The 25,232-nt window shown below is 50.9% G+C and carries 23 protein-coding genes, 2 tRNA genes, 4 rRNA genes and 1 pseudogene; 21 read left to right on the plus strand and 9 right to left on the minus strand.

Annotated elements, in window-relative coordinates; all coding sequences use genetic code 11:
- Positions 1-5: 5 nt before the first annotated feature.
- The 7 genes and pseudogenes from rpsK to EOS98_RS02220 all read left to right on the plus strand — a co-directional run.
- Positions 6-395, plus strand: a complete 390-nt coding sequence (rpsK, locus tag EOS98_RS02190) for a 30S ribosomal protein S11 (RefSeq protein ID WP_001029758.1) — start codon at positions 6-8, stop codon at positions 393-395.
- A 33-nt stretch (positions 396-428) separates the two neighbouring features.
- On the plus strand, positions 429-1,049 hold the full coding sequence (gene rpsD / locus EOS98_RS02195; protein ID WP_000135226.1) for a 30S ribosomal protein S4: 621 nt from the start codon (positions 429-431) through the stop codon (positions 1,047-1,049).
- Between the two features lie 25 nt (positions 1,050-1,074).
- Positions 1,075-2,064 (plus strand): DNA-directed RNA polymerase subunit alpha, encoded by a 990-nt coding sequence (locus tag EOS98_RS02200; RefSeq protein WP_001162094.1) that lies wholly within the window; start codon positions 1,075-1,077, stop codon positions 2,062-2,064.
- Positions 2,065-2,104: 40 nt separating this feature from the next.
- The gene (gene rplQ, locus EOS98_RS02205; protein ID WP_001216370.1) at positions 2,105-2,488 is read left to right on the plus strand and encodes a 50S ribosomal protein L17; all 384 of its coding nucleotides are present in this window, start codon (positions 2,105-2,107) and stop codon (positions 2,486-2,488) included.
- A 107-nt stretch (positions 2,489-2,595) separates the two neighbouring features.
- Positions 2,596-2,964 carry a DUF1992 domain-containing protein gene (locus tag EOS98_RS02210; RefSeq protein WP_000266515.1) on the plus strand — a complete coding sequence of 123 codons (369 nt, stop codon included), beginning with the start codon at positions 2,596-2,598 and terminating at the stop codon, positions 2,962-2,964.
- Between the two features lie 10 nt (positions 2,965-2,974).
- Positions 2,975-3,400: a Zn(2+)-responsive transcriptional regulator gene (zntR, locus tag EOS98_RS02215; RefSeq protein WP_000285585.1), complete on the plus strand. Its 426-nt coding sequence runs from the start codon at positions 2,975-2,977 to the stop codon at positions 3,398-3,400.
- A 57-nt stretch (positions 3,401-3,457) separates the two neighbouring features.
- A pseudogene (locus EOS98_RS02220) lies at positions 3,458-3,661 on the plus strand (alternative ribosome-rescue factor A); the annotation flags it as partial.
- A 1-nt stretch (position 3,662) separates the two neighbouring features.
- Here EOS98_RS02220 and mscL read toward each other — a convergent pair.
- The 5 genes from mscL to def form a co-directional block, all read right to left on the minus strand.
- Complete coding sequence (gene mscL, locus EOS98_RS02225) at positions 3,663-4,076, minus strand: large-conductance mechanosensitive channel protein MscL (RefSeq protein WP_000008119.1); 414 nt, start codon at positions 4,074-4,076, stop codon at positions 3,663-3,665.
- 141 nt (positions 4,077-4,217) lie between these two features.
- Positions 4,218-5,594 (minus strand): Trk system potassium transporter TrkA, encoded by a 1,377-nt coding sequence (trkA, locus tag EOS98_RS02230; protein WP_000691374.1) that lies wholly within the window; start codon positions 5,592-5,594, stop codon positions 4,218-4,220.
- Between the two features lie 21 nt (positions 5,595-5,615).
- A complete protein-coding gene (gene rsmB, locus EOS98_RS02235; protein WP_126523797.1) occupies positions 5,616-6,905 on the minus strand; it encodes a 16S rRNA (cytosine(967)-C(5))-methyltransferase RsmB in 1,290 nt (429 codons plus the stop codon).
- Between the two features lie 51 nt (positions 6,906-6,956).
- Positions 6,957-7,904 (minus strand): methionyl-tRNA formyltransferase, encoded by a 948-nt coding sequence (fmt, locus tag EOS98_RS02240; protein ID WP_126523798.1) that lies wholly within the window; start codon positions 7,902-7,904, stop codon positions 6,957-6,959.
- 15 nt (positions 7,905-7,919) lie between these two features.
- A complete protein-coding gene (gene def / locus EOS98_RS02245; RefSeq protein WP_000114987.1) occupies positions 7,920-8,429 on the minus strand; it encodes a peptide deformylase in 510 nt (169 codons plus the stop codon).
- A 121-nt stretch (positions 8,430-8,550) separates the two neighbouring features.
- Between def and dprA the strand changes: the two genes are divergently transcribed.
- The 6 genes from dprA to EOS98_RS02275 are packed head-to-tail and all read left to right on the plus strand — an operon-like array spanning position 8,551 to position 12,343.
- On the plus strand, positions 8,551-9,675 hold the full coding sequence (gene dprA / locus EOS98_RS02250; protein WP_000124527.1) for a DNA-protecting protein DprA: 1,125 nt from the start codon (positions 8,551-8,553) through the stop codon (positions 9,673-9,675).
- On the plus strand, positions 9,647-10,120 hold the full coding sequence (smg, locus tag EOS98_RS02255) for a DUF494 family protein Smg (RefSeq protein WP_127821135.1): 474 nt from the start codon (positions 9,647-9,649) through the stop codon (positions 10,118-10,120). The genes dprA and smg overlap by 29 nt, the downstream gene beginning before the upstream one ends.
- A 26-nt stretch (positions 10,121-10,146) precedes the next feature.
- The gene (locus EOS98_RS02260; RefSeq protein ID WP_001129712.1) at positions 10,147-10,689 is read left to right on the plus strand and encodes a type I DNA topoisomerase; all 543 of its coding nucleotides are present in this window, start codon (positions 10,147-10,149) and stop codon (positions 10,687-10,689) included.
- A 4-nt stretch (positions 10,690-10,693) separates the two neighbouring features.
- Complete coding sequence (gene tsaC / locus EOS98_RS02265) at positions 10,694-11,266, plus strand: L-threonylcarbamoyladenylate synthase type 1 TsaC (protein WP_001063613.1); 573 nt, start codon at positions 10,694-10,696, stop codon at positions 11,264-11,266.
- 4 nt (positions 11,267-11,270) lie between these two features.
- On the plus strand, positions 11,271-12,089 hold the full coding sequence (gene aroE / locus EOS98_RS02270) for a shikimate dehydrogenase (protein ID WP_000451206.1): 819 nt from the start codon (positions 11,271-11,273) through the stop codon (positions 12,087-12,089).
- Positions 12,086-12,343 (plus strand): DUF1488 domain-containing protein, encoded by a 258-nt coding sequence (locus EOS98_RS02275; protein ID WP_001076449.1) that lies wholly within the window; start codon positions 12,086-12,088, stop codon positions 12,341-12,343. Before aroE ends, EOS98_RS02275 begins: the two co-directional genes overlap by 4 nt.
- Here EOS98_RS02275 and EOS98_RS02280 read toward each other — a convergent pair.
- Positions 12,319-12,873, minus strand: coding sequence for a gamma carbonic anhydrase family protein (locus tag EOS98_RS02280; protein ID WP_126523799.1), 555 nt, complete (start codon positions 12,871-12,873; stop codon positions 12,319-12,321). The genes EOS98_RS02275 and EOS98_RS02280 overlap by 25 nt on opposite strands.
- Positions 12,874-12,986: 113 nt before the next feature.
- On the opposite strand from EOS98_RS02280, the gene EOS98_RS24580 reads away from it, so the two are divergent.
- The 7 genes from EOS98_RS24580 to rrf (EOS98_RS02310) all read left to right on the plus strand — a co-directional run bounded on the left by EOS98_RS24580 (position 12,987) and on the right by rrf (EOS98_RS02310) (position 18,629).
- On the plus strand, positions 12,987-13,139 hold the full coding sequence (locus EOS98_RS24580; protein ID WP_000795911.1) for a hypothetical protein: 153 nt from the start codon (positions 12,987-12,989) through the stop codon (positions 13,137-13,139).
- Between the two features lie 206 nt (positions 13,140-13,345).
- Positions 13,346-14,887 (plus strand): 16S ribosomal RNA (locus EOS98_RS02285).
- Between the two features lie 85 nt (positions 14,888-14,972).
- Positions 14,973-15,048, plus strand: a tRNA-Glu gene (locus tag EOS98_RS02290).
- A gap of 222 nt (positions 15,049-15,270) precedes the next feature.
- Positions 15,271-18,175 (plus strand): 23S ribosomal RNA (locus EOS98_RS02295).
- Positions 18,176-18,268: 93 nt separating this feature from the next.
- Positions 18,269-18,384 (plus strand): 5S ribosomal RNA (gene rrf, locus EOS98_RS02300).
- A gap of 14 nt (positions 18,385-18,398) precedes the next feature.
- Positions 18,399-18,474, plus strand: a tRNA-Thr gene (locus tag EOS98_RS02305).
- A gap of 39 nt (positions 18,475-18,513) precedes the next feature.
- Positions 18,514-18,629, plus strand: a 5S ribosomal RNA gene (gene rrf / locus EOS98_RS02310).
- The 16S, 23S and 5S rRNA genes sit together here with 2 tRNA genes alongside, the layout of an rRNA operon.
- Positions 18,630-19,412: 783 nt before the next feature.
- Here the strand turns inward: rrf (EOS98_RS02310) and EOS98_RS02320 are convergent.
- The 3 genes from EOS98_RS02320 to EOS98_RS02330 all read right to left on the minus strand — a co-directional run bounded on the left by EOS98_RS02320 (position 19,413) and on the right by EOS98_RS02330 (position 24,154).
- The gene (locus EOS98_RS02320; protein WP_000825645.1) at positions 19,413-19,634 is read right to left on the minus strand and encodes a membrane protein; all 222 of its coding nucleotides are present in this window, start codon (positions 19,632-19,634) and stop codon (positions 19,413-19,415) included.
- A 237-nt stretch (positions 19,635-19,871) separates the two neighbouring features.
- Complete coding sequence (locus tag EOS98_RS02325) at positions 19,872-22,985, minus strand: efflux RND transporter permease subunit (RefSeq protein WP_001273283.1); 3,114 nt, start codon at positions 22,983-22,985, stop codon at positions 19,872-19,874.
- An 11-nt stretch (positions 22,986-22,996) separates the two neighbouring features.
- Entirely contained in the window at positions 22,997-24,154 is a 1,158-nt protein-coding gene (locus EOS98_RS02330; protein ID WP_000160383.1) for an efflux RND transporter periplasmic adaptor subunit, read from the minus strand.
- Between the two features lie 413 nt (positions 24,155-24,567).
- On the opposite strand from EOS98_RS02330, the gene envR reads away from it, so the two are divergent.
- Complete coding sequence (gene envR / locus EOS98_RS02335) at positions 24,568-25,230, plus strand: acrEF/envCD operon transcriptional regulator (RefSeq protein WP_001085721.1); 663 nt, start codon at positions 24,568-24,570, stop codon at positions 25,228-25,230.
- The last annotated feature ends 2 nt before the right edge of the window (positions 25,231-25,232 follow it).

The following is a 25,232-nucleotide window of genomic DNA, read 5'->3' on the forward strand; positions in this document are numbered from 1 at the left end:
GAATAATGGCAAAGGCACCAGTTCGCGCACGTAAACGTGTAAGAAAACAAGTCTCTGACGGCGTGGCTCATATCCATGCTTCTTTCAACAACACCATCGTGACTATTACCGATCGTCAGGGTAATGCGCTGGGTTGGGCAACAGCCGGTGGTTCCGGTTTCCGTGGTTCTCGCAAATCCACTCCGTTTGCAGCTCAGGTTGCAGCAGAGCGTTGCGCTGACGCCGTGAAAGAATACGGTATCAAGAATCTGGAAGTTATGGTTAAAGGTCCGGGTCCAGGCCGCGAATCTACTATTCGTGCTCTGAACGCCGCTGGTTTCCGCATCACTAATATTACTGATGTGACTCCGATCCCTCATAACGGTTGTCGTCCGCCGAAAAAACGTCGCGTATAACGCTTCGTTTTCCAGGTTAGTTGGAGAAAGAAAATGGCAAGATATTTGGGTCCTAAGCTCAAGCTGAGCCGTCGTGAGGGCACCGACTTATTCCTTAAGTCTGGCGTTCGCGCGATCGATACCAAGTGTAAAATTGAACAAGCTCCTGGCCAGCACGGTGCGCGTAAGCCGCGTCTGTCTGACTATGGTGTGCAGTTGCGTGAAAAGCAAAAAGTTCGCCGCATTTACGGTGTGCTGGAGCGTCAGTTCCGTAACTACTACAAAGAAGCAGCACGTCTGAAAGGCAACACCGGTGAAAACCTGTTGGCTCTGCTGGAAGGTCGTCTGGACAACGTTGTATACCGTATGGGCTTCGGCGCCACTCGTGCAGAAGCACGTCAGCTGGTTAGCCATAAAGCAATTATGGTAAACGGTCGTGTTGTTAACATCGCTTCTTATCAGGTTAGTCCGAATGACGTTGTTAGCATTCGTGAGAAAGCGAAGAAGCAGTCTCGCGTGAAAGCCGCTCTGGAGCTGGCTGAGCAGCGTGAAAAGCCAACCTGGCTGGAAGTTGATGCTGGCAAGATGGAAGGTACGTACAAGCGTAAGCCTGAGCGTTCTGATCTGTCTGCGGACATTAACGAACACCTGATCGTCGAGCTTTACTCCAAGTAAAGCTTAGTACCAAAGAGAGGACACAATGCAGGGTTCTGTGACAGAGTTTCTAAAACCGCGCCTGGTAGATATCGAGCAAGTGAGTTCGACGCACGCCAAGGTGACCCTTGAGCCTTTAGAGCGTGGCTTCGGCCATACTCTGGGTAACGCACTGCGCCGTATTCTGCTCTCATCGATGCCGGGTTGCGCGGTGACCGAGGTTGAGATTGATGGTGTACTACATGAGTACAGCACCAAAGAAGGCGTTCAGGAAGACATCCTGGAAATCCTGCTCAACCTGAAAGGGCTGGCGGTGAGAGTTCAGGGTAAAGATGAAGTTATTCTTACCTTGAATAAATCTGGCATTGGCCCTGTGACTGCAGCCGATATCACCCATGATGGGGATGTCGAAATCGTCAAGCCGCAGCACGTGATCTGCCACCTGACCGATGAAAACGCGTCTATTAGTATGCGTATCAAAGTTCAGCGCGGTCGTGGTTATGTGCCGGCTTCTACCCGAATTCATTCGGAAGAAGATGAGCGCCCAATCGGCCGTCTGCTGGTCGACGCCTGCTACAGCCCTGTAGAGCGTATTGCCTACAATGTTGAAGCAGCGCGTGTAGAACAGCGTACCGACCTGGACAAGCTGGTCATCGAAATGGAAACCAACGGCACAATCGATCCTGAAGAGGCGATTCGTCGTGCGGCAACCATCCTGGCTGAACAACTGGAAGCTTTCGTTGATTTACGTGATGTACGTCAACCAGAAGTGAAAGAAGAGAAACCAGAATTCGATCCGATCCTGCTGCGCCCTGTTGACGATCTGGAATTGACTGTCCGCTCTGCTAACTGCCTCAAGGCAGAAGCTATCCACTATATCGGTGATCTGGTACAGCGTACCGAGGTTGAGCTTCTTAAGACGCCTAACCTGGGTAAAAAATCTCTTACCGAGATTAAAGACGTGCTGGCTTCCCGTGGACTGTCTCTGGGTATGCGCCTGGAAAACTGGCCACCGGCAAGCATCGCTGACGAGTAACCGGATCACAGGTTAAGGTTTTACTGAGAAGGATAAGGTCATGCGCCATCGTAAGAGTGGTCGTCAACTGAACCGCAACAGCAGCCATCGCCAGGCTATGTTCCGCAACATGGCAGGTTCACTGGTTCGTCATGAAATCATCAAGACGACCCTGCCTAAAGCGAAAGAGCTGCGTCGCGTAGTTGAGCCGCTGATTACTCTTGCCAAGACTGATAGCGTTGCTAATCGTCGTCTGGCATTCGCCCGTACTCGTGATAACGAGATCGTGGCAAAACTGTTTAACGAGCTGGGCCCGCGTTTCGCGAGCCGCGCCGGTGGTTACACTCGCATTCTGAAGTGTGGCTTCCGTGCAGGCGACAACGCGCCGATGGCATACATCGAGCTGGTTGATCGTTCAGAGAAAACAGAAGCTGCTGCAGAGTAATCTGTAGTAACGTAAAAAAACCCGCTTCGGCGGGTTTTTTTATATCCTCCTGAACCCCACATATCTACAATAATTGTATTCTTTTCGTTCAATCCCTGGAGCGACACATGTGGTTACTTGACCAGTGGGCAGAGCGTCATATTATCGAGGCACAGCGTAAAGGCGAGTTTGATAATCTGCCTGGCCGCGGTGAGCCGCTTATTCTGGATGATGATTCTCATGTGCCGGCGGAACTTCGTGCGGGTTATCGCTTACTCAAGAATGCGGGCTGTCTTCCCCCTGAACTGGAGCAGCGCAGAGATGCTATTCAGTTACTTGATATCCTCAACAGTATCCGGGAAGATGACCCTCGATACCATCAGGTTAGTCGCCAGCTCTCGCTGCTTGAACTAAAACTTCGGCAGGCTGGGTTGAGTACCGACTTTTTACACGGTGAGTATGCAGAAAAACTGCTGCATAAAATCAACGATAATTAACGGAGCTTGTATGTATCGCATTGGTGAGCTGGCAAAGCTGGCAGACGTAACGCCTGATACCATTCGCTACTATGAAAAACAGCAGATGATGGATCATGAGGTACGTACTGAAGGCGGGTTTCGTCTGTATACCGAAAACGATCTGCAGCGTCTCAAGTTTATTCGTTATGCGCGACAGTTGGGTTTCACGCTCGACTCGATCCGCGAGCTTTTATCGATCCGAATTGATCCTGAGCACCATACCTGTCAGGAGTCAAAAAGTATTGTGCAAGAGCGATTGCAGGAGGTTGAAGCCAGGATTGCGGAACTGCAAACGATGCAGCGTTCGTTACAAAGGCTTAATGATGCTTGTTGCGGAACGGCCCACAGTAGCGTCTATTGTTCCATTCTGGAAGCCCTGGAACAGGGGGCCAGTGGGGCGAAATCAGGATGTTGATTTATTGAAGCGGCGGGGCTACACTCGCGCCGTTAATTTATACAATCGGGAGACATTATGAGTCGTTATCAACATAAGAAAGGGCAGATAAAGGACAATGCCATTGAGGCATTGTTACACGATCCCCTTTTCAGGCAACGCGTTGAAAAAAATAAGAAAGGCAAAGGAAGCTATCTGCGCAAAGGTAAACACGGTAACCGGGGGAACTGGGAGGCCAGTGGCAAGAAAGTAAGTAACTTTTTTACCACTGGCCTTCTGCTTATTAAGAACGGTTATTTTGTTCTTTCAGCAGATCGCGGATTTCGCCCAATAACACTTCCTCTTTAGAAGGCGCTGGCGGAGCTGCCGGCTCTTCTGCTTTTTTACGGTTGAGTCTGTTGATAAGCTTAATGGCAACAAAGATAGCAAAGGCCACAATCACAAAATCAAATACGTTCTGGATAAACACGCCGTAATGCATGACGACCGCCGGAATATCTCCCTGCGCTTCGCGTAACGTAAAAGCAAATTGTTTAAAGTCGATCCCGCCGATTAACAATCCCAACGGCGGCATAATGATATCGGCAACCAGTGAAGAAACAATCTTACCGAATGCCGCGCCAATAATGACACCCACTGCCAAATCCACAACATTCCCGCGCATCGCGAATTCGCGAAATTCTTTAATAAAACTCATTTTTATTCTCCCTATGCAGCTGACGTTATAAGTTTAACAAATGCTAAGGCATTTTCCATTTACGGCTTCTGTTTAGCGAAATAAATTAAACCTTGATAAATAAAGGGAATTAAAAAGGGCACTGAATGAGCGCCCCTTAAATTAGAGGAAGAAAGGACTTGGCTGGAACAGACGTTCGACGTCGGTAATAAACTTTTTATCGGTCAAAAACATAATGACGTGATCGCCTTGTTCAATGCGCAAATTGTCATTAGCGATCATGACATCATTTCCACGCACCACCGCGCCAATAATGGTGCCTGGCGGCAGTTTAATTTCGTCAATGACGCGGCCAACCACGCGGGAAGTGCTTTCATCGCCGTGCGCGACGGCTTCGATGGCTTCGGCAACCCCGCGACGTAGTGAGGAAACGCCGACGATATCCGCTTTACGCACATGGCTCAGTAATGCAGAGATGGTGGCCTGCTGCGGAGAAATCGCAATATCTATAACGCTACCCTGCACAAGATCGACATAAGCGCGGCGCTGAATCAGCACCATCACTTTTTTGGCGCCCATCCGCTTGGCCAACATCGCGGACATGATATTGGCTTCATCATCGTTAGTGACCGCGATAAAGAGATCGACCTGATCAATATGCTCCTCCGCCAGCAATTCCTGATCGGAAGCGTCGCCAAAAAAGACGATCGTGTTTTGCAGTTTCTCAGCCAGTTCTGCGGCGCGTTGTTGATCGCGTTCGATCAATTTAACGCTATAGTCTTTTTCCAGACGCCTTGCCAGCCCGGCGCCGATATTGCCGCCGCCCACCAGCATGATGCGCTTGTAGGGTTTTTCCAGACGCTGTAATTCGCTCATTACTGCACGGATATGCTGTGAAGCCGCAATAAAGAAGACTTCATCCCCTGCTTCCACGATAGTCGAGCCCTGAGGACGGATTGGTCTGTCATGGCGGAAAATTGCGGCAACGCGGGTATCGATATGCGGCATATGCTCTCGCATTGTCGAGAGCGCGTTACCTATTAGTGGACCGCCATAGTAGGCTTTTACTACTGCCAGACTGACTTTCCCTTCAGCAAAGTTTACAACCTGTAATGCTCCCGGATACTCGATCAGGCGATAAATATTATCGATAACCAACTGCTCCGGCGCGATCAGATGATCAATCGGAACCGCTTCAGAATGAAAGAGTTTATCCGCATCGCGAACATAGTCCGGGGAGCGAATGCGGGCGATACGGTTTGGAGTGTTGAAGAGTGAATAGGCTACCTGGCAGGCAACCATATTAGTTTCATCTGAACTGGTGACAGCGACCAGCATATCCGCATCGTCAGCGCCCGCTTCGCGCAACACGCGGGGATGCGAACCATGCCCCTGAACTACGCGTAGATCGAACTTATCTTGCAAACTGCGTAACCGTTCGCCGTTGGTATCAACCACCGTGATGTCGTTGTTTTCGCCGACCAGGTTTTCCGCCAGTGTTCCGCCAACTTGCCCTGCGCCCAGTATGATAATTTTCATCAGTCGTGGCCCGTTATCTCATCACTTCTTGATTAGCTTAGCGTAAAAGAACCCATCACCTTCTTCGCCGCCCGGCAGATTCTGTTGTCCTGGCTGATCAGGTGTTCCCGTTTCGCTGAGCGCGGCATCGGGAGTGCGTTGTAAAAAGGTTTTGATCTGATCGCGGTTTTCTTCCGGCAGTACGGAACAGGTGGCGTAAACCAGCGTCCCGCCGGGCTTCAGGCGCGGCCAGACGGCATCAAGAATTTCCGCCTGTAATTGCGCCAGTTCCGCGATATCGCGATCGCGACGCAGCCATTTGATATCTGGATGACGGCGAATGACGCCGGTTGCGGAGCAGGGCGCATCCAGCAGAATACGGTCAAACTGCTGCTCGCCGCACCATTGGGAGGGATAACGTCCATCCCCTTGTTTAACTGTCGCTTTCATCCCAAGACGCTTTAGGTTGTCGTAAACGCGGGAGAGTCGTTGTTCATCAATATCAACCGCCAACACGTCTGCTTCGGGGGCCACTTCGAGAATATGCGTGGTTTTACCGCCGGGCGCGGCGCACAAGTCTAAAATGTGCTCACCGTTCTGAGGAGCGAGAAAAACCGCACATCCCTGCGCAGAGGCATCCTGGACAGTTACCCAACCCTCAGCAAAACCGGGTAAAGCATGTACCGGAGCTGGCGTTTCCAGACGTACAGCGTCGGGATAATCGGGATGGGGATATCCCTTCATGCCTGCGTCTTCAAGTAAGCCAAGCCAACCGTCGCGGGTGTGGTGTGTACGATTTACACGTAGCCACATCGGTGGACGCTGGTTATTCGCTTCAATAATGCGTTGCCACTGTGTGGGGTAAGCATTTTGCAAACGCTTTACCAGCCAACCTGGATGTAAAAAGCGCGCATCGCTGGTCGCAAACTCATTAAGCAACGTTTCCTGCTGGCGCTGGAACTGGCGCAGGACGCCGTTAATTAACCCTTTCAACTGCGGACGTTTGATGGAGACCGCGCCTTCAACGGTTTCAGCCAGCGCCGCATGGGGAGGAACGCGGGTGTACAGCAACTGATAAAAGCCGACCATAATTAAGTAATGCACTGTACGCTGCTTGCCGGTCATTGGACGAGACATCAGCTTATTGATCAGCCATTCCAGCTGTGAAAGGGTGCGCAGGACGCCAAAGCACAGCTCCTGAAGTAGCGCTTTGTCTTTATCGGCGACTTTTTGTTGCAGCGGCGGGAGCACATTACTTAATGATTGTCCCTGTTCGACGACCTGTTCAACGGCCTGTGCTGCCAGACTACGTAAATTGTTTTGTTTTTTCATATGTATAAAATAAAAATGCCCGGTAACACCGGGCGTATAAAGACGTGACCGTCAGGCAAGACGGTTACCAGGAATAAACCATTCCTTGCGTGAATTTAACAGATCCTGGGCGCTCATCGCTTTTTTGCCGGCAGGCTGAAGCGAAAGCAAATTTAATATCCCCTTGCCTGTTGCAACCTGAATGCCCTGTTTCGTCGCGGCCAGAATGGTTCCCGGCAGCGACTGCGTGGCGTCCCCAATGACGGACGCCTGCCAGACTTTTACCGGCTGGCCGTCGATTTCCAGCCAGCTCATTGGCCACGGATTAAAGGCGCGAATGCAACGCTCCAGCTGTGCTGCGGAGAGAGACCAGTCGATACGCGCTTCTTCTTTACTGAGCTTTTCCGCATGAGTGACCAGCGCTTCATTCTGCGCTTCAGGCGTCGCTGTGCCGTCCGCCAGTTGTTTTAGTGTGGTAATTAACCCCTGCGGGCCAAGTTCAGCCAACTTATTATACAGTGAGCCACTGGTATCTTCTGCGGTAATCGGGCACGCAAGTTTATACAGCATGTCGCCGGTATCCAGCCCTACATCCATCTGCATAATTGTGACGCCGGTTTCCGCATCGCCTGCCCAAAGTGAGCGCTGAATAGGCGCCGCGCCGCGCCAGCGTGGAAGCAGCGAACCGTGAACGTTGATACATCCGAGACGGGGCATATCCAGCACTGCCTTTGGGAGAATCAGACCATATGCTACGACAACCATGACGTCGGCATGTAAGTCAGCAACCAGTTGCTGGTTTTCCTGAGGACGAAGCGACACGGGCTGGAAAACGGGCAAGCCTTTTTCTTCCGCCAACACTTTTACCGGGCTGGGCATCAACTTTTTGCCGCGACCTGCTGGACGATCGGGTTGGGTAAATACGCCGACAACGTTATGTCCAGAAGTTAACAGCGCGTCGAGATGACGCGCTGCAAAGTCAGGTGTACCCGCAAAAATAATACGTAGTGAATCTGACACGTTGGTTCTTGTCCTTTAAGCCCGGGCGTTCAGGCGGTCGAGTTTTTCTACTTTCTGACGAATACGTTGTTGCTTCAGCGGCGACAAATAATCGATAAACAGTTTACCGACCAGGTGATCCATCTCATGCTGAATGCAGATTGCCAGCAAACCATCCGCTTCAAGCTCAAACGGGTTGCCGTCGCGATCCAGCGCGCGGATTTTCACTTTCTCGGCGCGCGGCACTAAAGCGCGCTGTTCCGGAATCGACAGACAGCCTTCTTCTATACCCGTTTCGCCACTTTTCTCCAGCAATTCCGGGTTAATGAGTACCAGGCGCTCGTCGCGGTTTTCCGAAACGTCAATCACGATGATCCGCTGGTGGATATCGACCTGCGTTGCGGCCAGACCGATACCTTCTTCCGCGTACATCGTTTCGAACATATCATCGACGATACGCTGAATTTCTGCATTCACTTCTTCAACCGGCTTTGCGACTTTGCGAAGGCGCTCGTCCGGAATATGTAACACTTGCAAAACTGACATAATTATCCAGAGTTGTGTTCAGGAGTATTACCTCTATTCTAGACAAATCCCCACCTGATTGACAGCATCAGTGACCAATCGCAAAGATTGTTCAGACTGCTTGTGGCAGGGGAGGGAAAGGATGGCCCGTACCGAAATTTGGTTACGTTTAATGTACGTCGGCGACCTTTATGGCGAGGCGATGTTGAACATGGCGAACTCGCTTATTCGCCAGCCTCAGATAAATCGCACGCACCTTCAGGAGGCTGGTCTTACCGCGCGGCAAGCTGAACGTTTTTTACAGCTTCCAGCAGGTGTGCTTGATGAGACATTACGCTGGCTTGAACTACCGCAGCACCATTTTCTGTGTGCGGATAGTGAGATTTATCCTCCCCAACTGCGTGCTATTGACGATTATCCTGGCGCTATTTTTATTGACGGCGATCCTGCCTGTCTGCATACCTGCCAACTTGCCGTCGTAGGGAGCCGGAGCCACTCCTGGTATGGAGAACGCTGGGGACGTCTGCTTTGCGAAAGCCTTGCGAAAAGCGGTTTGACGATCACCAGCGGCCTTGCCCGGGGAATTGATGGCGTAGCACACAACGCCGCGGTGAGTATGGGGGGAAAAAGTGTAGCGGTGTTAGGGAATGGCTTGGCAAAGATTTATCCTCGCCGACATGCCATGCTGGCTGAAAACTTGATTGCCGCCGGCGGCGCAGTGGTCTCAGAATTTCCGCTTTCAACGCCTCCGCTACCGCAAAATTTTCCTCGCAGAAACCGTATCATCAGCGGACTGAGCAAAGGCGTGCTGGTGATTGAGGCGGCGTTGCGCAGCGGTTCGTTGGTGACGGCGCGCTGCGCGCTTGAACAGGGGCGGGACGTTTTTGCATTACCAGGTCCTATCGGTAGTCCGGGAAGCGAAGGCACGCACTGGTTAATTAAACAAGGGGCCACGCTTGTGACGACGCCGGAGGATATTCTGGAAAATTTGCAATACGGCTTACACTGGTTGCCAACTACGGCGGAAAATTCACTTTATTCACTAAATCAGGATGAGGCGGCATTGCCATTTCCTGAGCTCCTGGCTAACGTAGGAGATGAGGTAACACCTGTTGACGTCGTCGCTGAACGTGCCGGCCAACCTGTGCCAGCGGTAGTGGCTCAGCTACTCGAACTGGAGTTAGCAGGATGGATCGCAGCTGTACCCGGCGGCTATGTCCGATTAAGGAGGGCAAGCCATGTTCGACGTACTAATGTATTTGTTTGAAACATACATCCATAACGAAGCCGAGCTGCGCGTGGATCAGGACAGACTGGAGCGTGATCTCACCGACGCTGGGTTTGATCGCGAAGACATCTACAATGCGCTGCTGTGGCTGGAAAAACTCGCTGACTATCAGGATGGCCTCGCGGAACCCATGCAACTTGCTTCCGACCCTCTTTCAATGCGCATTTATACGGTTGAAGAGTGTGAAAGGCTTGATGCCAGTTGCCGGGGGTTCCTGTTATTCCTTGAGCAGATTCAGGTGCTAAACCTCGAAACACGAGAAATGGTGATTGAGCGTGTGCTGGCGCTGGATACCGCAGAGTTTGACCTGGAAGACTTGAAATGGGTTATTTTGATGGTGTTATTCAACATTCCGGGCTGTGAAAACACCTATCAGCAAATGGAAGAATTACTCTTTGAGGTAAATGAAGGTATGCTGCATTGATAGGTGTTAATGCTGCATGAGTGAATATGGCTAAATCAGCACTGTTTTCGGTGCGTAAAAATGAGCCCTGCCCGCAGTGCGGGGCCGAACTGGTAATTCGCTCCGGGAAACATGGTCCGTTTCTCGGCTGTTCTCGCTATCCGGAATGCGATTACGTTCGTCCGCTGAAAAGTCAGGCGGACGGACATATCGTTAAAATTCTGGAGGGGCAACCGTGCCCTGAGTGTGGCGCCGTGCTGGTGCTGCGTCAGGGGCGCTTTGGCATGTTCATCGGATGCAGTCAGTATCCGCAATGTGAACATACAGTGGTTATTGATAAACCGGATGAAACGGCGATTGCCTGTCCAGCCTGCCAGCAAGGACATTTGGTCCAGCGCCGTTCTCGTTACGGAAAAATCTTTCATTCCTGCGATCGCTACCCGGAATGTCAGTTCGTCATTAACTTCACACCAGTTGCGGGGGAATGCCCCGAGTGCCATTATCCGCTACTCATCGAAAAGAAAACCGCGCAGGGCGTGAAGCGCTTTTGCGCCAGTAAACAATGTGGAAAGCCGGTTCCGGTGGAATAAACAAGTGAATAATAACCTGCCAACAGGATCTATCGCCGCAGCGGTAGATCTCCTGAATAAAGAAAATGTCATCGCTTATCCAACAGAAGCCGTTTTCGGCGTCGGCTGCGATCCCGATAGTGAAACAGCCGTTACGCGCCTGCTGGCGTTAAAACAACGGCCCGTCGATAAGGGACTCATTTTGATTGCCGCCAGCTTTGAGCAGTTAAAACCTTATATTGATGACAGCATACTTACCGCCGCACAGCGTAAAGCGGTATTTGATTGCTGGCCCGGGCCGGTAACGTTTGTTTTTCCTGCGCCCGCGACAACGCCGCGGTGGCTCACGGGACGTTTTGATTCCCTGGCCGTTCGTGTTACCAATCACCCGCTGGTGGTCGCGCTATGCAATGCGTATGGCAAACCGCTGGTTTCCACCAGCGCCAATCTGAGCGGATTACCGCCATGCCGTACCGTTGAAGAGGTGCGTGCGCAATTTGGTGATGATTTTCCGGTGGTTGAAGGCGCAACGGGTGGGCGTTTAAATCCTTCAGAAATTCGCGATGCTCTGACGGGCGAACTGTTTCGACAGGGGTAATATGATGGAAACCTATGCTGTTTTTGGAAATCCGATTGCGCACAGCAAATCGCCATTTATTCATCAGCAATTTGCTCAGCAGCTAGATATTGTTCACCCCTATGGTCGCGTGCTGGCCCCTATTAATAATTTCATTAATACGCTTGATGCCTTTTTCGCGGCAGGGGGAAAAGGCGCAAACATCACAGTACCTTTTAAAGAGGAGGCGTTTGCGCGATCGGATGAGTTAACGGAACGAGCATCGCTGGCGGGAGCCGTCAACACATTAAAACGGCTGGAAGATGGTCGTTTGCTTGGCGACAATACTGACGGTATCGGTTTATTAAGCGATCTCAAACGTTTAAATTTTATCCGCCCAGGATGGCGTATTTTGCTGATTGGCGCGGGCGGCGCATCCCGGGGCGTGCTGTTACCTCTGCTTTCTTTGGATTGCGCGGTCACTATCACCAACCGTACAGCTTCACGTGCCGAAGCGTTGGCGAAAATCTTTGCTCATACCGGCAGCGTTCATGCCACGGATATGGACAAGCTGGATGGTTGTGAGTTTGACCTAATTATTAATGCGACCTCCAGCGGCATACGGGGCGAAATCCCGGCGATACCAGCGTCACTTATTCACCCTTCCCTCTGTTGCTATGACATGTTCTATCAAAAAGGGAATACGCCATTTCTCTCCTGGTGTGTACAACAGGGCGCAAAACGCTACGCAGATGGGCTGGGAATGCTGGTGGGGCAGGCTGCACATGCCGTTTTGCTTTGGCACGGTGTATTACCGCAGGTCGAGCCAGTGATTAAGCTGTTACAGCAGGAATTATTAGCGTGAACCAGTCCATACAATTCCCTGACCGCGAAGAATGGGATACTGCCGCCAGCGCTGTCATCTTTCCCGCCCTGGTTAATGGGATGCAACTCACGTGTGCAATAAAAAAAGATGTACTGGCGTATCGCTTTGGTGGAGAAACAGCGGAGCAATGGCTGACCATTTTTCGTGAGTATCGCTGGGACCTGGAAGAAGAGGCTGAAGCATTAATCCTGGCCCAGCAGGAAGACGATCACGGTTGGATATGGTTATCCTGAGAAAGATAGTCGTCTTTCCATTTTACATAGTTATTGGCGGAGTACTGCAGGCCCGATCTCTCAGCATCGCTCAGGGGGCGGATCCGTTTTACCGGACTGCCAAGATATAAATAGCCGCTTTCCAGCCGTTTGTGCTGCGGCACCAGGCTTCCCGCACCAATCATTACGTCATCTTCTATTATCGCGCCATCCAGCACAATGGAGCCCATACCGACCAGTACGCGGTTACCGATGGTACAGCCGTGCAGCATAACTTTATGGCCAACGGTAACATCTTCGCCAATGATTAATGGGTTGCCGTGTGGATTGGATGGAGACTTGTGGGTTACGTGAAGAACGCTGCCATCCTGAATGTTCGTACGAGCCCCTATCGCAACGTAATTCACATCGCCGCGAATCACCACAAGCGGCCAGATCCCGACATCATCCGCCAGACGGACATCGCCAATAACCACGCTGCTGGTATCGATCATCACGCGCTGACCGATTTCAGGAAAAAGATCCTTATAAGGACGTAATGTGTCAGACATGTCTACCTCATCATAAATGAATAGTCATGAAGACTTTGGTTGCTTTAACGGCGTTGTGCAAGGGGAGATAGCATCAAAAAATCGCCACTTTGCGCAGGAATGGAGCGAAAGGGATGAAAAATCAACAAACAGAAAAAAAGATCCAAAAAACGCTTGTGCAAAAAAATGGGATCCCTATAATGCGCCTCCATCGACACGGCGGATGTGAATCACTTCACACAAACAGCCGGTCGGTTGAAGAGAAAAATCCTGAAATTCAGGGTTGACTCTGAAAGAGGAAAGCGTAATATACGCCACCTCGCAACGGTGAGCGAAAGCCGCGTTGCACTGCTCTTTAACAATTTATCAGACAATCTGTGTGGGCACTCGAAGATACGGATTCTTAACGTCCTCGGACGAAAAATGAATACCAAGTCTCAAGAGTGAACACGTAATTCATTACGAAGTTTAATTCTTTGAGCATCAAACTTTTAAATTGAAGAGTTTGATCATGGCTCAGATTGAACGCTGGCGGCAGGCCTAACACATGCAAGTCGAACGGTAACAGGAAGCAGCTTGCTGCTTTGCTGACGAGTGGCGGACGGGTGAGTAATGTCTGGGAAACTGCCTGATGGAGGGGGATAACTACTGGAAACGGTGGCTAATACCGCATAACGTCGCAAGACCAAAGAGGGGGACCTTCGGGCCTCTTGCCATCAGATGTGCCCAGATGGGATTAGCTAGTTGGTGAGGTAACGGCTCACCAAGGCGACGATCCCTAGCTGGTCTGAGAGGATGACCAGCCACACTGGAACTGAGACACGGTCCAGACTCCTACGGGAGGCAGCAGTGGGGAATATTGCACAATGGGCGCAAGCCTGATGCAGCCATGCCGCGTGTATGAAGAAGGCCTTCGGGTTGTAAAGTACTTTCAGCGGGGAGGAAGGTGTTGCGGTTAATAACCGCAGCAATTGACGTTACCCGCAGAAGAAGCACCGGCTAACTCCGTGCCAGCAGCCGCGGTAATACGGAGGGTGCAAGCGTTAATCGGAATTACTGGGCGTAAAGCGCACGCAGGCGGTCTGTCAAGTCGGATGTGAAATCCCCGGGCTCAACCTGGGAACTGCATTCGAAACTGGCAGGCTTGAGTCTTGTAGAGGGGGGTAGAATTCCAGGTGTAGCGGTGAAATGCGTAGAGATCTGGAGGAATACCGGTGGCGAAGGCGGCCCCCTGGACAAAGACTGACGCTCAGGTGCGAAAGCGTGGGGAGCAAACAGGATTAGATACCCTGGTAGTCCACGCCGTAAACGATGTCTACTTGGAGGTTGTGCCCTTGAGGCGTGGCTTCCGGAGCTAACGCGTTAAGTAGACCGCCTGGGGAGTACGGCCGCAAGGTTAAAACTCAAATGAATTGACGGGGGCCCGCACAAGCGGTGGAGCATGTGGTTTAATTCGATGCAACGCGAAGAACCTTACCTGGTCTTGACATCCACGGAAGTTTTCAGAGATGAGAATGTGCCTTCGGGAACCGTGAGACAGGTGCTGCATGGCTGTCGTCAGCTCGTGTTGTGAAATGTTGGGTTAAGTCCCGCAACGAGCGCAACCCTTATCCTTTGTTGCCAGCGGTTAGGCCGGGAACTCAAAGGAGACTGCCAGTGATAAACTGGAGGAAGGTGGGGATGACGTCAAGTCATCATGGCCCTTACGACCAGGGCTACACACGTGCTACAATGGCGCATACAAAGAGAAGCGACCTCGCGAGAGCAAGCGGACCTCATAAAGTGCGTCGTAGTCCGGATTGGAGTCTGCAACTCGACTCCATGAAGTCGGAATCGCTAGTAATCGTGGATCAGAATGCCACGGTGAATACGTTCCCGGGCCTTGTACACACCGCCCGTCACACCATGGGAGTGGGTTGCAAAAGAAGTAGGTAGCTTAACCTTCGGGAGGGCGCTTACCACTTTGTGATTCATGACTGGGGTGAAGTCGTAACAAGGTAACCGTAGGGGAACCTGCGGTTGGATCACCTCCTTACCTGAAAGAAGCGTACTTTGCAGTGCTCACACAGATTGTCTGATGAAAAGTGAATAGCAAGGCGTCTTGCGAAGCAGACTGATACGTCCCCTTCGTCTAGAGGCCCAGGACACCGCCCTTTCACGGCGGTAACAGGGGTTCGAATCCCCTAGGGGACGCCAGCGTTCAAACTGATGAGGTCAAACCTCCAGGGGACGCCACTTGCTGGTTTGTGAGTGAAAGTCACCTGCCTTAATATCTCAAAACTGACTTACGAGTCACGTTTGAGATATTTGCTCTTTAAAAATCTGGATCAAGCTGAAAATTGAAACACAGAACAACGAAAGTTGTTCGTGAGTCTCTCAAATTTTCGCAATCAGAAGTGAAACATCTTCGGGTTGTGAGGTTAAGCGACTAAGCGTACACGGTGGATGCCCTGGCAGTCAGAGGCGATGAAGGGCGTGCTAATCTGCGATAAGCGCCGGTAAGGTGATATGAACCGTTATAACCGGCGATACCCGAATGGGGAAACCCAGTGTGACTCGTCACACTATCATTAACTGAATCCATAGGTTAATGAGGCGAACCGGGGGAACTGAAACATCTAAGTACCCCGAGGAAAAGAAATCAACCGAGATTCCCCCAGTAGCGGCGAGCGAACGGGGAGTAGCCCAGAGCCTGAATCAGCATGTGTGTTAGTGGAAGCGTCTGGAAAGGCGCGCGATACAGGGTGACAGCCCCGTACACAAAAGCGCATGTGCTGTGAGCTCGATGAGTAGGGCGGGACACGTGGTATCCTGTCTGAATATGGGGGGACCATCCTCCAAGGCTAAATACTCCTGACTGACCGATAGTGAACCAGTACCGTGAGGGAAAGGCGAAAAGAACCCCGGCGAGGGGAGTGAAAAAGAACCTGAAACCGTGTACGTACAAGCAGTGGGAGCACCCTTTGGGGTGTGACTGCGTACCTTTTGTATAATGGGTCAGCGACTTATATTCTGTAGCAAGGTTAACCGAATAGGGGAGCCGTAGGGAAACCGAGTCTTAATTGGGCGTTAAGTTGCAGGGTATAGACCCGAAACCCGGTGATCTAGCCATGGGCAGGTTGAAGGTTGGGTAACACTAACTGGAGGACCGAACCGACTAATGTTGAAAAATTAGCGGATGACCTGTGGCTGGGGGTGAAAGGCCAATCAAACCGGGAGATAGCTGGTTCTCCCCGAAAGCTATTTAGGTAGCGCCTCGTGAACTCATCTCCGGGGGTAGAGCACTGTTTCGGCTAGGGGGCCATCCCGGCTTACCAACCCGATGCAAACTGCGAATACCGGAGAATGTTATCACGGGAGACACACGGCGGGTGCTAACGTCCGTCGTGAAGAGGGAAACAACCCAGACCGCCAGCTAAGGTCCCAAAGTCATGGTTAAGTGGGAAACGATGTGGGAAGGCCCAGACAGCCAGGATGTTGGCTTAGAAGCAGCCATCATTTAAAGAAAGCGTAATAGCTCACTGGTCGAGTCGGCCTGCGCGGAAGATGTAACGGGGCTAAACCATGCACCGAAGCTGCGGCAGCGACACTGTGTGTTGTTGGGTAGGGGAGCGTTCTGTAAGCCTGTGAAGGTGGCCTGTGAGGGTTGCTGGAGGTATCAGAAGTGCGAATGCTGACATAAGTAACGATAAAGCGGGTGAAAAGCCCGCTCGCCGGAAGACCAAGGGTTCCTGTCCAACGTTAATCGGGGCAGGGTGAGTCGACCCCTAAGGCGAGGCCGAAAGGCGTAGTCGATGGGAAACGGGTTAATATTCCCGTACTTGGTGTTACTGCGAAGGGGGGACGGAGAAGGCTATGTTGGCCGGGCGACGGTTGTCCCGGTTTAAGCGTGTAGGTGTGTGTTCCAGGTAAATCCGGTTCACTTTAACACTGAGGCGTGACGACGAGGCACTACGGTGCTGAAGCAACAAATGCCCTGCTTCCAGGAAAAGCCTCTAAGCATCAGGTAACATCAAATCGTACCCCAAACCGACACAGGTGGTCAGGTAGAGAATACCAAGGCGCTTGAGAGAACTCGGGTGAAGGAACTAGGCAAAATGGTGCCGTAACTTCGGGAGAAGGCACGCTGACACGTAGGTGAAGTGATTTACTCACGGAGCTGAAGTCAGTCGAAGATACCAGCTGGCTGCAACTGTTTATTAAAAACACAGCACTGTGCAAACACGAAAGTGGACGTATACGGTGTGACGCCTGCCCGGTGCCGGAAGGTTAATTGATGGGGTCAGCGCAAGCGAAGCTCCTGATCGAAGCCCCGGTAAACGGCGGCCGTAACTATAACGGTCCTAAGGTAGCGAAATTCCTTGTCGGGTAAGTTCCGACCTGCACGAATGGCGTAATGATGGCCAGGCTGTCTCCACCCGAGACTCAGTGAAATTGAACTCGCTGTGAAGATGCAGTGTACCCGCGGCAAGACGGAAAGACCCCGTGAACCTTTACTATAGCTTGACACTGAACATTGAGCCTTGATGTGTAGGATAGGTGGGAGGCTTTGAAGCGTGGACGCCAGTCTGCGTGGAGCCGACCTTGAAATACCACCCTTTAATGTTTGATGTTCTAACGTGGACCCGTAATCCGGGTTGCGGACAGTGTCTGGTGGGTAGTTTGACTGGGGCGGTCTCCTCCTAAAGAGTAACGGAGGAGCACGAAGGTTGGCTAATCCTGGTCGGACATCAGGAGGTTAGTGCAATGGCATAAGCCAGCTTGACTGCGAGCGTGACGGCGCGAGCAGGTGCGAAAGCAGGTCATAGTGATCCGGTGGTTCTGAATGGAAGGGCCATCGCTCAACGGATAAAAGGTACTCCGGGGATAACAGGCTGATACCGCCCAAGAGTTCATATCGACGGCGGTGTTTGGCACCTCGATGTCGGCTCATCACATCCTGGGGCTGAAGTAGGTCCCAAGGGTATGGCTGTTCGCCATTTAAAGTGGTACGCGAGCTGGGTTTAGAACGTCGTGAGACAGTTCGGTCCCTATCTGCCGTGGGCGCTGGAGAACTGAGGGGGGCTGCTCCTAGTACGAGAGGACCGGAGTGGACGCATCACTGGTGTTCGGGTTGTCATGCCAATGGCACTGCCCGGTAGCTAAATGCGGAAGAGATAAGTGCTGAAAGCATCTAAGCACGAAACTTGCCCCGAGATGAGTTCTCCCTGAGACTTAGAGTCTCCTGAAGGAACGTTGAAGACGACGACGTTGATAGGCCGGGTGTGTAAGCGCAGCGATGCGTTGAGCTAACCGGTACTAATGAACCGTGAGGCTTAACCTTACAACGCCGAAGATGTTTTGGCGGATGAGAGATGATTTTCAGCTCAGATTCAGATTACATCAGAACGTAAAAACGGTCTGATAACAGAATTTGCCTGGCGGCACTAGCGCGGTGGTCCCACCTGACCCCATGCCGAACTCAGAAGTGAAACGCCGTAGCGCCGATGGTAGTGTGGGGTCTCCCCATGCGAGAGTAGGGAACTGCCAGGCATCAAATTTAGTGTGCTGATATGGCTCAGTTGGTAGAGCGCACCCTTGGTAAGGGTGAGGTCCCCAGTTCGACTCTGGGTATCAGCACCACTTAATACGGTTAAAGTTCGGCATTTGAAAAAGAATTTGTCTGGCGGCAGTAGCGCGGTGGTCCCACCTGACCCCATGCCGAACTCAGAAGTGAAACGCCGTAGCGCCGATGGTAGTGTGGGGTCTCCCCATGCGAGAGTAGGGAACTGCCAGACATCAAATAAAACAAAAGGCTCAGTCGAAAGACTGGGCCTTTTGTTTTGTCTGTTGTTTGTCGGTGAGTACTCTCCTGAGGAGGACAAATCCGCCGGGAGCGGATTTGAACGTTGCGCAGCAACGGCCCGGAGGGTGGCGGGCAGGACGCCCGCCATAAACTGCCAGACATCAAATAAAACAAAAGGCTCAGTCGAAAGACTGGGCCTTTTTGCATTTATCTTTCTATGGAAAAAGTTATCGGGTAATGACGCCGACGCGTTTTAAACATCTTCGTAGAGTGGATAAAAACCGTTTTAGTAAACGTGATTTCCCGCCATATATCCGCCTGAACCATCGAATGTGAACCGTGCTGAAGTAGATGTACAAACGGCTTTTACTTACGCCTCTAATAAGCAATAGAGATATTCGCTGAGGACTAAGAATCTGGCCCATTAGGCTATTTTATTTGCCAGTTTGGCCCTGGGACAGTGCTCAAAATCCTCATGTATTACGTGTATGTTCCGGTTTATATCCAGACTGTCTGTAATAATTACGCCTAATGATCACGCTCTAAGTCTTACTGTATAAAGCCTGTTTGTAATGCGGCTTACGATGCTATCAAGCTACAATTTTGTCTGCATCGGACAAGGAATAGAATAAATACCATCGGGATGGGCGAGTAAGAAAAGGGAGCGTTTTATCGTGTTAACTTTCGGGGGATAGACTGAACAGATTACGTCGCTGAGTATCCTTACGACCTTTATATTATTACTGAAAGCGCGGCATTGCCGCGCCTGCATGAATCATTTAGAAAGCGCAATGATACCCATCGTCAACCCTGCTACCGCCGCAGCGCCGCCAGCAATAGCGCCTGCTGTCTCCCAGTTATCCTGCGTTGTACCTTTCATACATGTATTGGTATGAACCAGCCGCCCTTGATCGTCATAAACCGGTACGCAGGGAGAATCATGTGCACAACCTGCCAATAAGGTGGTAAGCAATGCAACTGGAATTAGTCTTTTCATGGTGTTACCTCATTAATCAGCGTTTCGCGAAGTACAACAACGTAAATGCTGGCTCTAACCGCTGCGAAAACGAGAGTTATTTTACCACCACAGAAAAAATGGCCGACATGAGGAATCATCTCAATTCATGTGAATTGTAAAAACTATGGAGAATGCAAAAGTAAGCGGAGAGGGAGGAATAGCGGAGATAAAGACGTACCGTTTAAAAAGGCGTCCGAAGACGCCTCTGTTTACCGGTTAATCATGATGGCGATTAAATCGGCGTTTTACAACAACGAAGAATACTGGCACGAAGAAGATAGCTAATAAGGTTGCGGTTAACATTCCCCCCATAACCCCTGTGCCTACTGCGTTCTGTGCCCCACTACCTGCGCCACGACTGATAACTAACGGCATTACCCCGAGAATAAAGGCCAGCGAGGTCATTAGAATAGGACGTAAACGCATACGGGATGCTTCCAGCGTCGCTTCAATCAATCCACGTCCTTCTTTCTCCATGAGATCTTTGGCGAACTCGACAATCAGGATGGCGTTTTTAGCAGAAAGGCCAATAGTGGTTAACAAGCCAACCTGGAAGTAAACGTCATTGTTCAGACCGCGCAATGACGCTGCAAGCAGAGCGCCAACCACGCCGAGCGGTACGACCAGCATTACCGAGAACGGAATTGACCAGCTTTCATACAGAGCGGCAAGGCAGAGGAAAACGACAATGAGTGAGATTGCGTACAGCGCCGGCGCCTGGTTACCTGACAACCGTTCCTGATACGACATACCTGTCCAGTCATAGCCAATACCGTTTGGCAGCTGTGAAGCCAGGTTTTCCATTAACGACATGGCTTCACCGGTACTTCGTCCGGGCGCTGCTTCACCGAGCAGTTCCATTGACGGCATCCCGTTATAGCGTTCCAGGCGTGGCGAACCATAAATCCACCGTGCTGAGCTAAAGGTAGAGAAGGGCACCATCTCGCCATTGGCGCTGCGTACATAAAGATTGTTGATATCTCCCGGCAGCATACGGAACTGAGCGTCAGCCTGAACGTATACTTTTTTCACTCGTCCGCGATCGATAAAGTCGTTAACGTAATAGCCGCCCAACGCCGCGGAGATGGTTTCGTTGATATCAGACAGCGAAACACCGAGCGCCTGCGCTTTTTCTTGATCGACATCCAGCTTGAACTGTGGCGTGTCTTCCAGCCCGTTCGGGCGTACGCGCACTAATAGATCAGGATGCTTCGCGACCATACCCAGGAGTTGATTACGCGCTTTCGTTAACGCATCGTGACCGAGCCCTCCCTGATCAATCAGTTCAAAGTCGAAACCTGTCGCGGTACCTAACTCGACAATTGCCGGCATGTTGAAGGGGAACACCAACCCGTCGCGAATCTGGCTGAAGGCGCGTGTCGCTCTGGCGATAACGGCTTCGACGCTATTTTCTTCACCGTTACGCTCTTCCCAGGGTTTAAGGCTAACAAATGCCATCCCTGAGTTTTGTCCCTGACCGCTAAAGCTAAAGCCGTTTACGGTAAACACGCTTTCGACGTTCGCTTTTTCATTATTCAGGTAGTAATGAGTGACTTGATCCAGCACTTTCTGCGTACGTTCTTGCGTAGCGCCAGAGGGGAGCTGAATCATGGTCAGGAATACTCCCTGATCTTCTTCCGGCAGGAAGGAGGTCGGGAGGCGTAAAAACAGAACCGCCATTCCGACTACAATAAGTAGATAGATAATGAGATAGCGACCCGTATTACGCACGATGCCGCTTACGCTGTTAGTATAGTGGTTAACGCTGTGGTCAAACCTGGTATTGAACCAGCCAAAGAAGCCGCTTTTTTTCTCGTGATGTTCAGCAGATACGGGTTTAAGCAGCGTAGCGCACAGTGCTGGCGTCAGAATCAACGCAACCAGAACGGATAGCGCCATTGCTGAAACAATAGTAATAGAGAACTGGCGATAAATTGCCCCGGTCGAGCCGCCAAAAAAGGCCATCGGGATAAATACCGCAGACAGTACCATCGCGATACCAACCAGCGCTCCCTGAATCTGCGACATGGATTTTTCTGTCGCCTCTCGGGGAGAAAGGTTATCCTCCATCATTACACGTTCAACGTTTTCTACGACCACTATCGCATCGTCAACCAACAGCCCTATCGCCAGTACCATACCAAACATCGTCAGAGTATTGATGGAATAGCCAAAGGCGGCGAGTACCGCAAAAGTGCCTAGCAACACGACAGGAACAGCGATGGTAGGAATCAGGGTTGCCCGGATATTCTGTAAGAACAGATACATTACCAGGAACACCAGAATAATCGCTTCAAACAGCGTTTTTACCACTTCGTGGATAGATATTTTTACGAAGGGCGTTGTGTCATAAGGATAAACCACCTTCATTCCCTGAGGGAAGAAAGGCTGCAGTTCCGCCAGTTTCGCTTTGATTGCGGTTGCGGTATCCAGCGCGTTAGCGCCGGTCGCCAGTTTAATACCGAGACCGGAGGCCGGTTTACCGTTAATGCGCGCTACAACGTTATAGTTTTCACCGCCAAGCTCAATACGCGCGACATCTTTGAGATGGACGACAGAGCCGTCGGTATTGACACGCAACGTAACTTTGCCGAACTCTTCCGGATCTTTCAGACGCGTTTGGGCGATGATTGAGGCGTTAAGCTGCTGGCCCGGTAATGCTGGCGTACCGCCCAGTTGGCCTGCCGCAATCTGGTCGTTCTGTACTTTTAACTGGTTGATGACGTCAACTGGCGTGAGCTGGTATTTATTTAGCAGATTCGCATCCAGCCAGATACGCATGGCGTACTGTGCGCCAAAGAGCTGAACGTCGCCCACACCATTCAGACGGCTGATAGAATCCTTAATGTTAGAGGCGACATAGTCAGAGATGTCGTCCTGGGTAGTGTTCGGATTATCCGAGACGAACCCGGCGACCATCAAAAAGCTGCTGCTGGACTTTTCAACGCTAATCCCCTGCTGCTGGACTTCTTGCGGCAGTAAAGGCGTGGCGAGTTGCAATTTATTTTGCACCTGAACCTGCGCGATATCCGGATCGGTGCCGGACTGGAAGGTCAGGGTGATGGTCACGCTACCAGCAGAGTCGCTGGTAGAGGACATATACATCAGGTTATCGATACCGTTCATATTTTGTTCGATAACCTGAGTAACCGTATCCTGTACCGTCTGCGCATCCGCGCCAGGATAGGTTGCAGAAATAGAAACCGCTGGCGGCGCAATGGTTGGATACTGCGCAACGGGAAGTTGCATTATTGCCAGTGCGCCAGCCATCATCAGGATAATGGCCAGAACCCAGGCGAAAATAGGACGTCTAATAAAAAAGTTTGCCATGTACGGTTACCTTATTGCGCCGTTTTCGCTGCAGGAGCATCGGTAGTGGCTTTCACCTGGACGCCCGGTCGCGCTTTTTGTAAGCCGCTGACGATGACCTTATCGCCTGGTTTTAACCCTTCGCTGATGAGCCATTTATCGCCAATAGCCTGCGCCGCCACGACATTGCGGGCTTCGACCTGGCTTTTATCGTTAACCACCATCACCATTGCGTCGCCGCGCGGCGTGCGGGTTACGCCCTGCTGGGGGACAAGGATGGCATTGGGCTGGACGCCTTCATCAATGCGGGCGCGAACAAACATACCGGGAAGCAGACTGTGTTGCGGGTTAGGGAAAACTGCCCTGAGCGTGATAGAGCCGGTGCTTTCATCTACGGTAACGTCGGAAAATTGCAGCGTGCCTTTAATCGGGTAGACCTGACCATTTTCCATTACCAGTTGAACCGTGCTACTGGCGCTGTCTTTATGCAGGTTACCTTGTTCGACGGATTGCTTGAGTCGCATAAAGTCGTTGCTTGATTGCGTCACGTCGACATAAATCGGGTCGAGTTGTTGCACGGTAGCCAGTTCAGTTGACTGACCATTAGTCACCAGCGCGCCTTCAGTCACATTAGATTTTCCTATACGCCCGCTGATGGGTGAGGTGACTTTGGTATACGCAAGGTTAATACGCGCGCTTTCAACAGCGGCTTTTGCCGCCACAACGGCGGCATCGGCCTGGCGGGCGTCGGCAATCGCCTGATCATATTCCTGTTGGCTGATATATTTTGTGCCGACCAGTGGAACATAGCGTTTGACCGTCAGGTGCGCGATAGCCGCAGCCGCTTCGCTTTTAGCAAGTTCGCCTTTAGCGCTGTCATAATCGGCCTGATAAGTGGCAGGATCGATCTGATAAAGCGACTGCCCGGCCTCTACATCGCTACCTTCGGTGAAGTTTCTTTTAAGCACGATCCCGCTCACCTGGGGGCGAACCTCCGCAATGCGAAATGCGGACGTACGTCCGGGAAGTTCGGTCGTTACGGCTAGCGGCGCTGTTTCGACCACATGGACGGTGACTTGCGGCTCGCCGGCATGAGCCTGGGTATCTCCCTGGTCATTACAACCGGCCAGCAGCGCAGCAGAGAATATGATGAATGAGGGCAGGAGTGAAAACCTGGCATGTTTCGTCATTACTGTTCCTTAAAAAACCGAAAGCTCGTTATTCACCGGATAACGGTAAGGCGTTAACGCGCGAAAAATAGAATAGCAGTGGGGTATCCTACAAATTATTAGCTTGTGATGTAAGCAATACTTATTTTGGGATGGGGTTCACGGCACATAAAAGCAAAAAAAAGAACTATTCCCTGTCGTTTCATAATGTCCCGATTAGTAAAATCATGATGTTGAATAACATAATTAGAAATATATATTTTATATGAATATGTTTTATTAATTTTATTTGTTTTTATTATTGATTTGGCGATATTGTGCGAAATAAAAATGGCTGTCTCTCGTCTGACTAAAAAGGACATGGTAAAGTTGTTTTTTGTGCTGAGTATTTTATCAGCGTATTTATCGTTTTTATGGTCCAGGATATCTTAATTATGGCGAAGAAAACGAAGGCGGATGCGCTTAAAACGCGGCAACATTTGATTGAAACCGCTATTGCGCAGTTCGCTTTGCGCGGCGTTGCCAACACGACGTTGAATGATATCGCTGATGCCGCTGATGTCACGCGGGGCGCCATCTACTGGCACTTTGAGAATAAAACGCAGTTGTTTAATGAGGTTTGGTTACAGCAACCACCTTTACGCGAACTTATTCAGGATAGGCTTACGGGATGCTGGAATGATAATCCTTTACAGGATCTACGAGAGAAATTTATTGCAGCCTTACAATATATTGCGGCAGTGCCTCGTCAGCAGGCATTAATGCAGATTTTATATCATAAATGTGAATTCCATAATGGTATGATATCGGAACAGGCCATTCGGGAGAAGATTGGTTTCCATCATCAGTCGCTGCTTGAAGTATTACAGCGATGTATGGATAAAAAGCTGATCTCAGGCAGTCTTGATCTGGATGTCATATTAATTATTCTGCATGGTAGTTTTAGCGGAATAGTAAAGAACTGGTTAATGAATCCCACAAGTTATGATCTTTATAAGCAGGCGCCTGCATTAGTCGATAATGTATTAAAAATGCTAAGCCCGGATGGCAGTGTGAGGCAATTAATGCCAAATGAACAACAGGCGGAAGAAGCCTGAGA

It is taken from the genome of Salmonella sp. SSDFZ69 (assembly GCF_004010755.1).
In the GTDB taxonomy this organism is placed as follows: domain Bacteria; phylum Pseudomonadota; class Gammaproteobacteria; order Enterobacterales; family Enterobacteriaceae; genus Salmonella; species Salmonella enterica.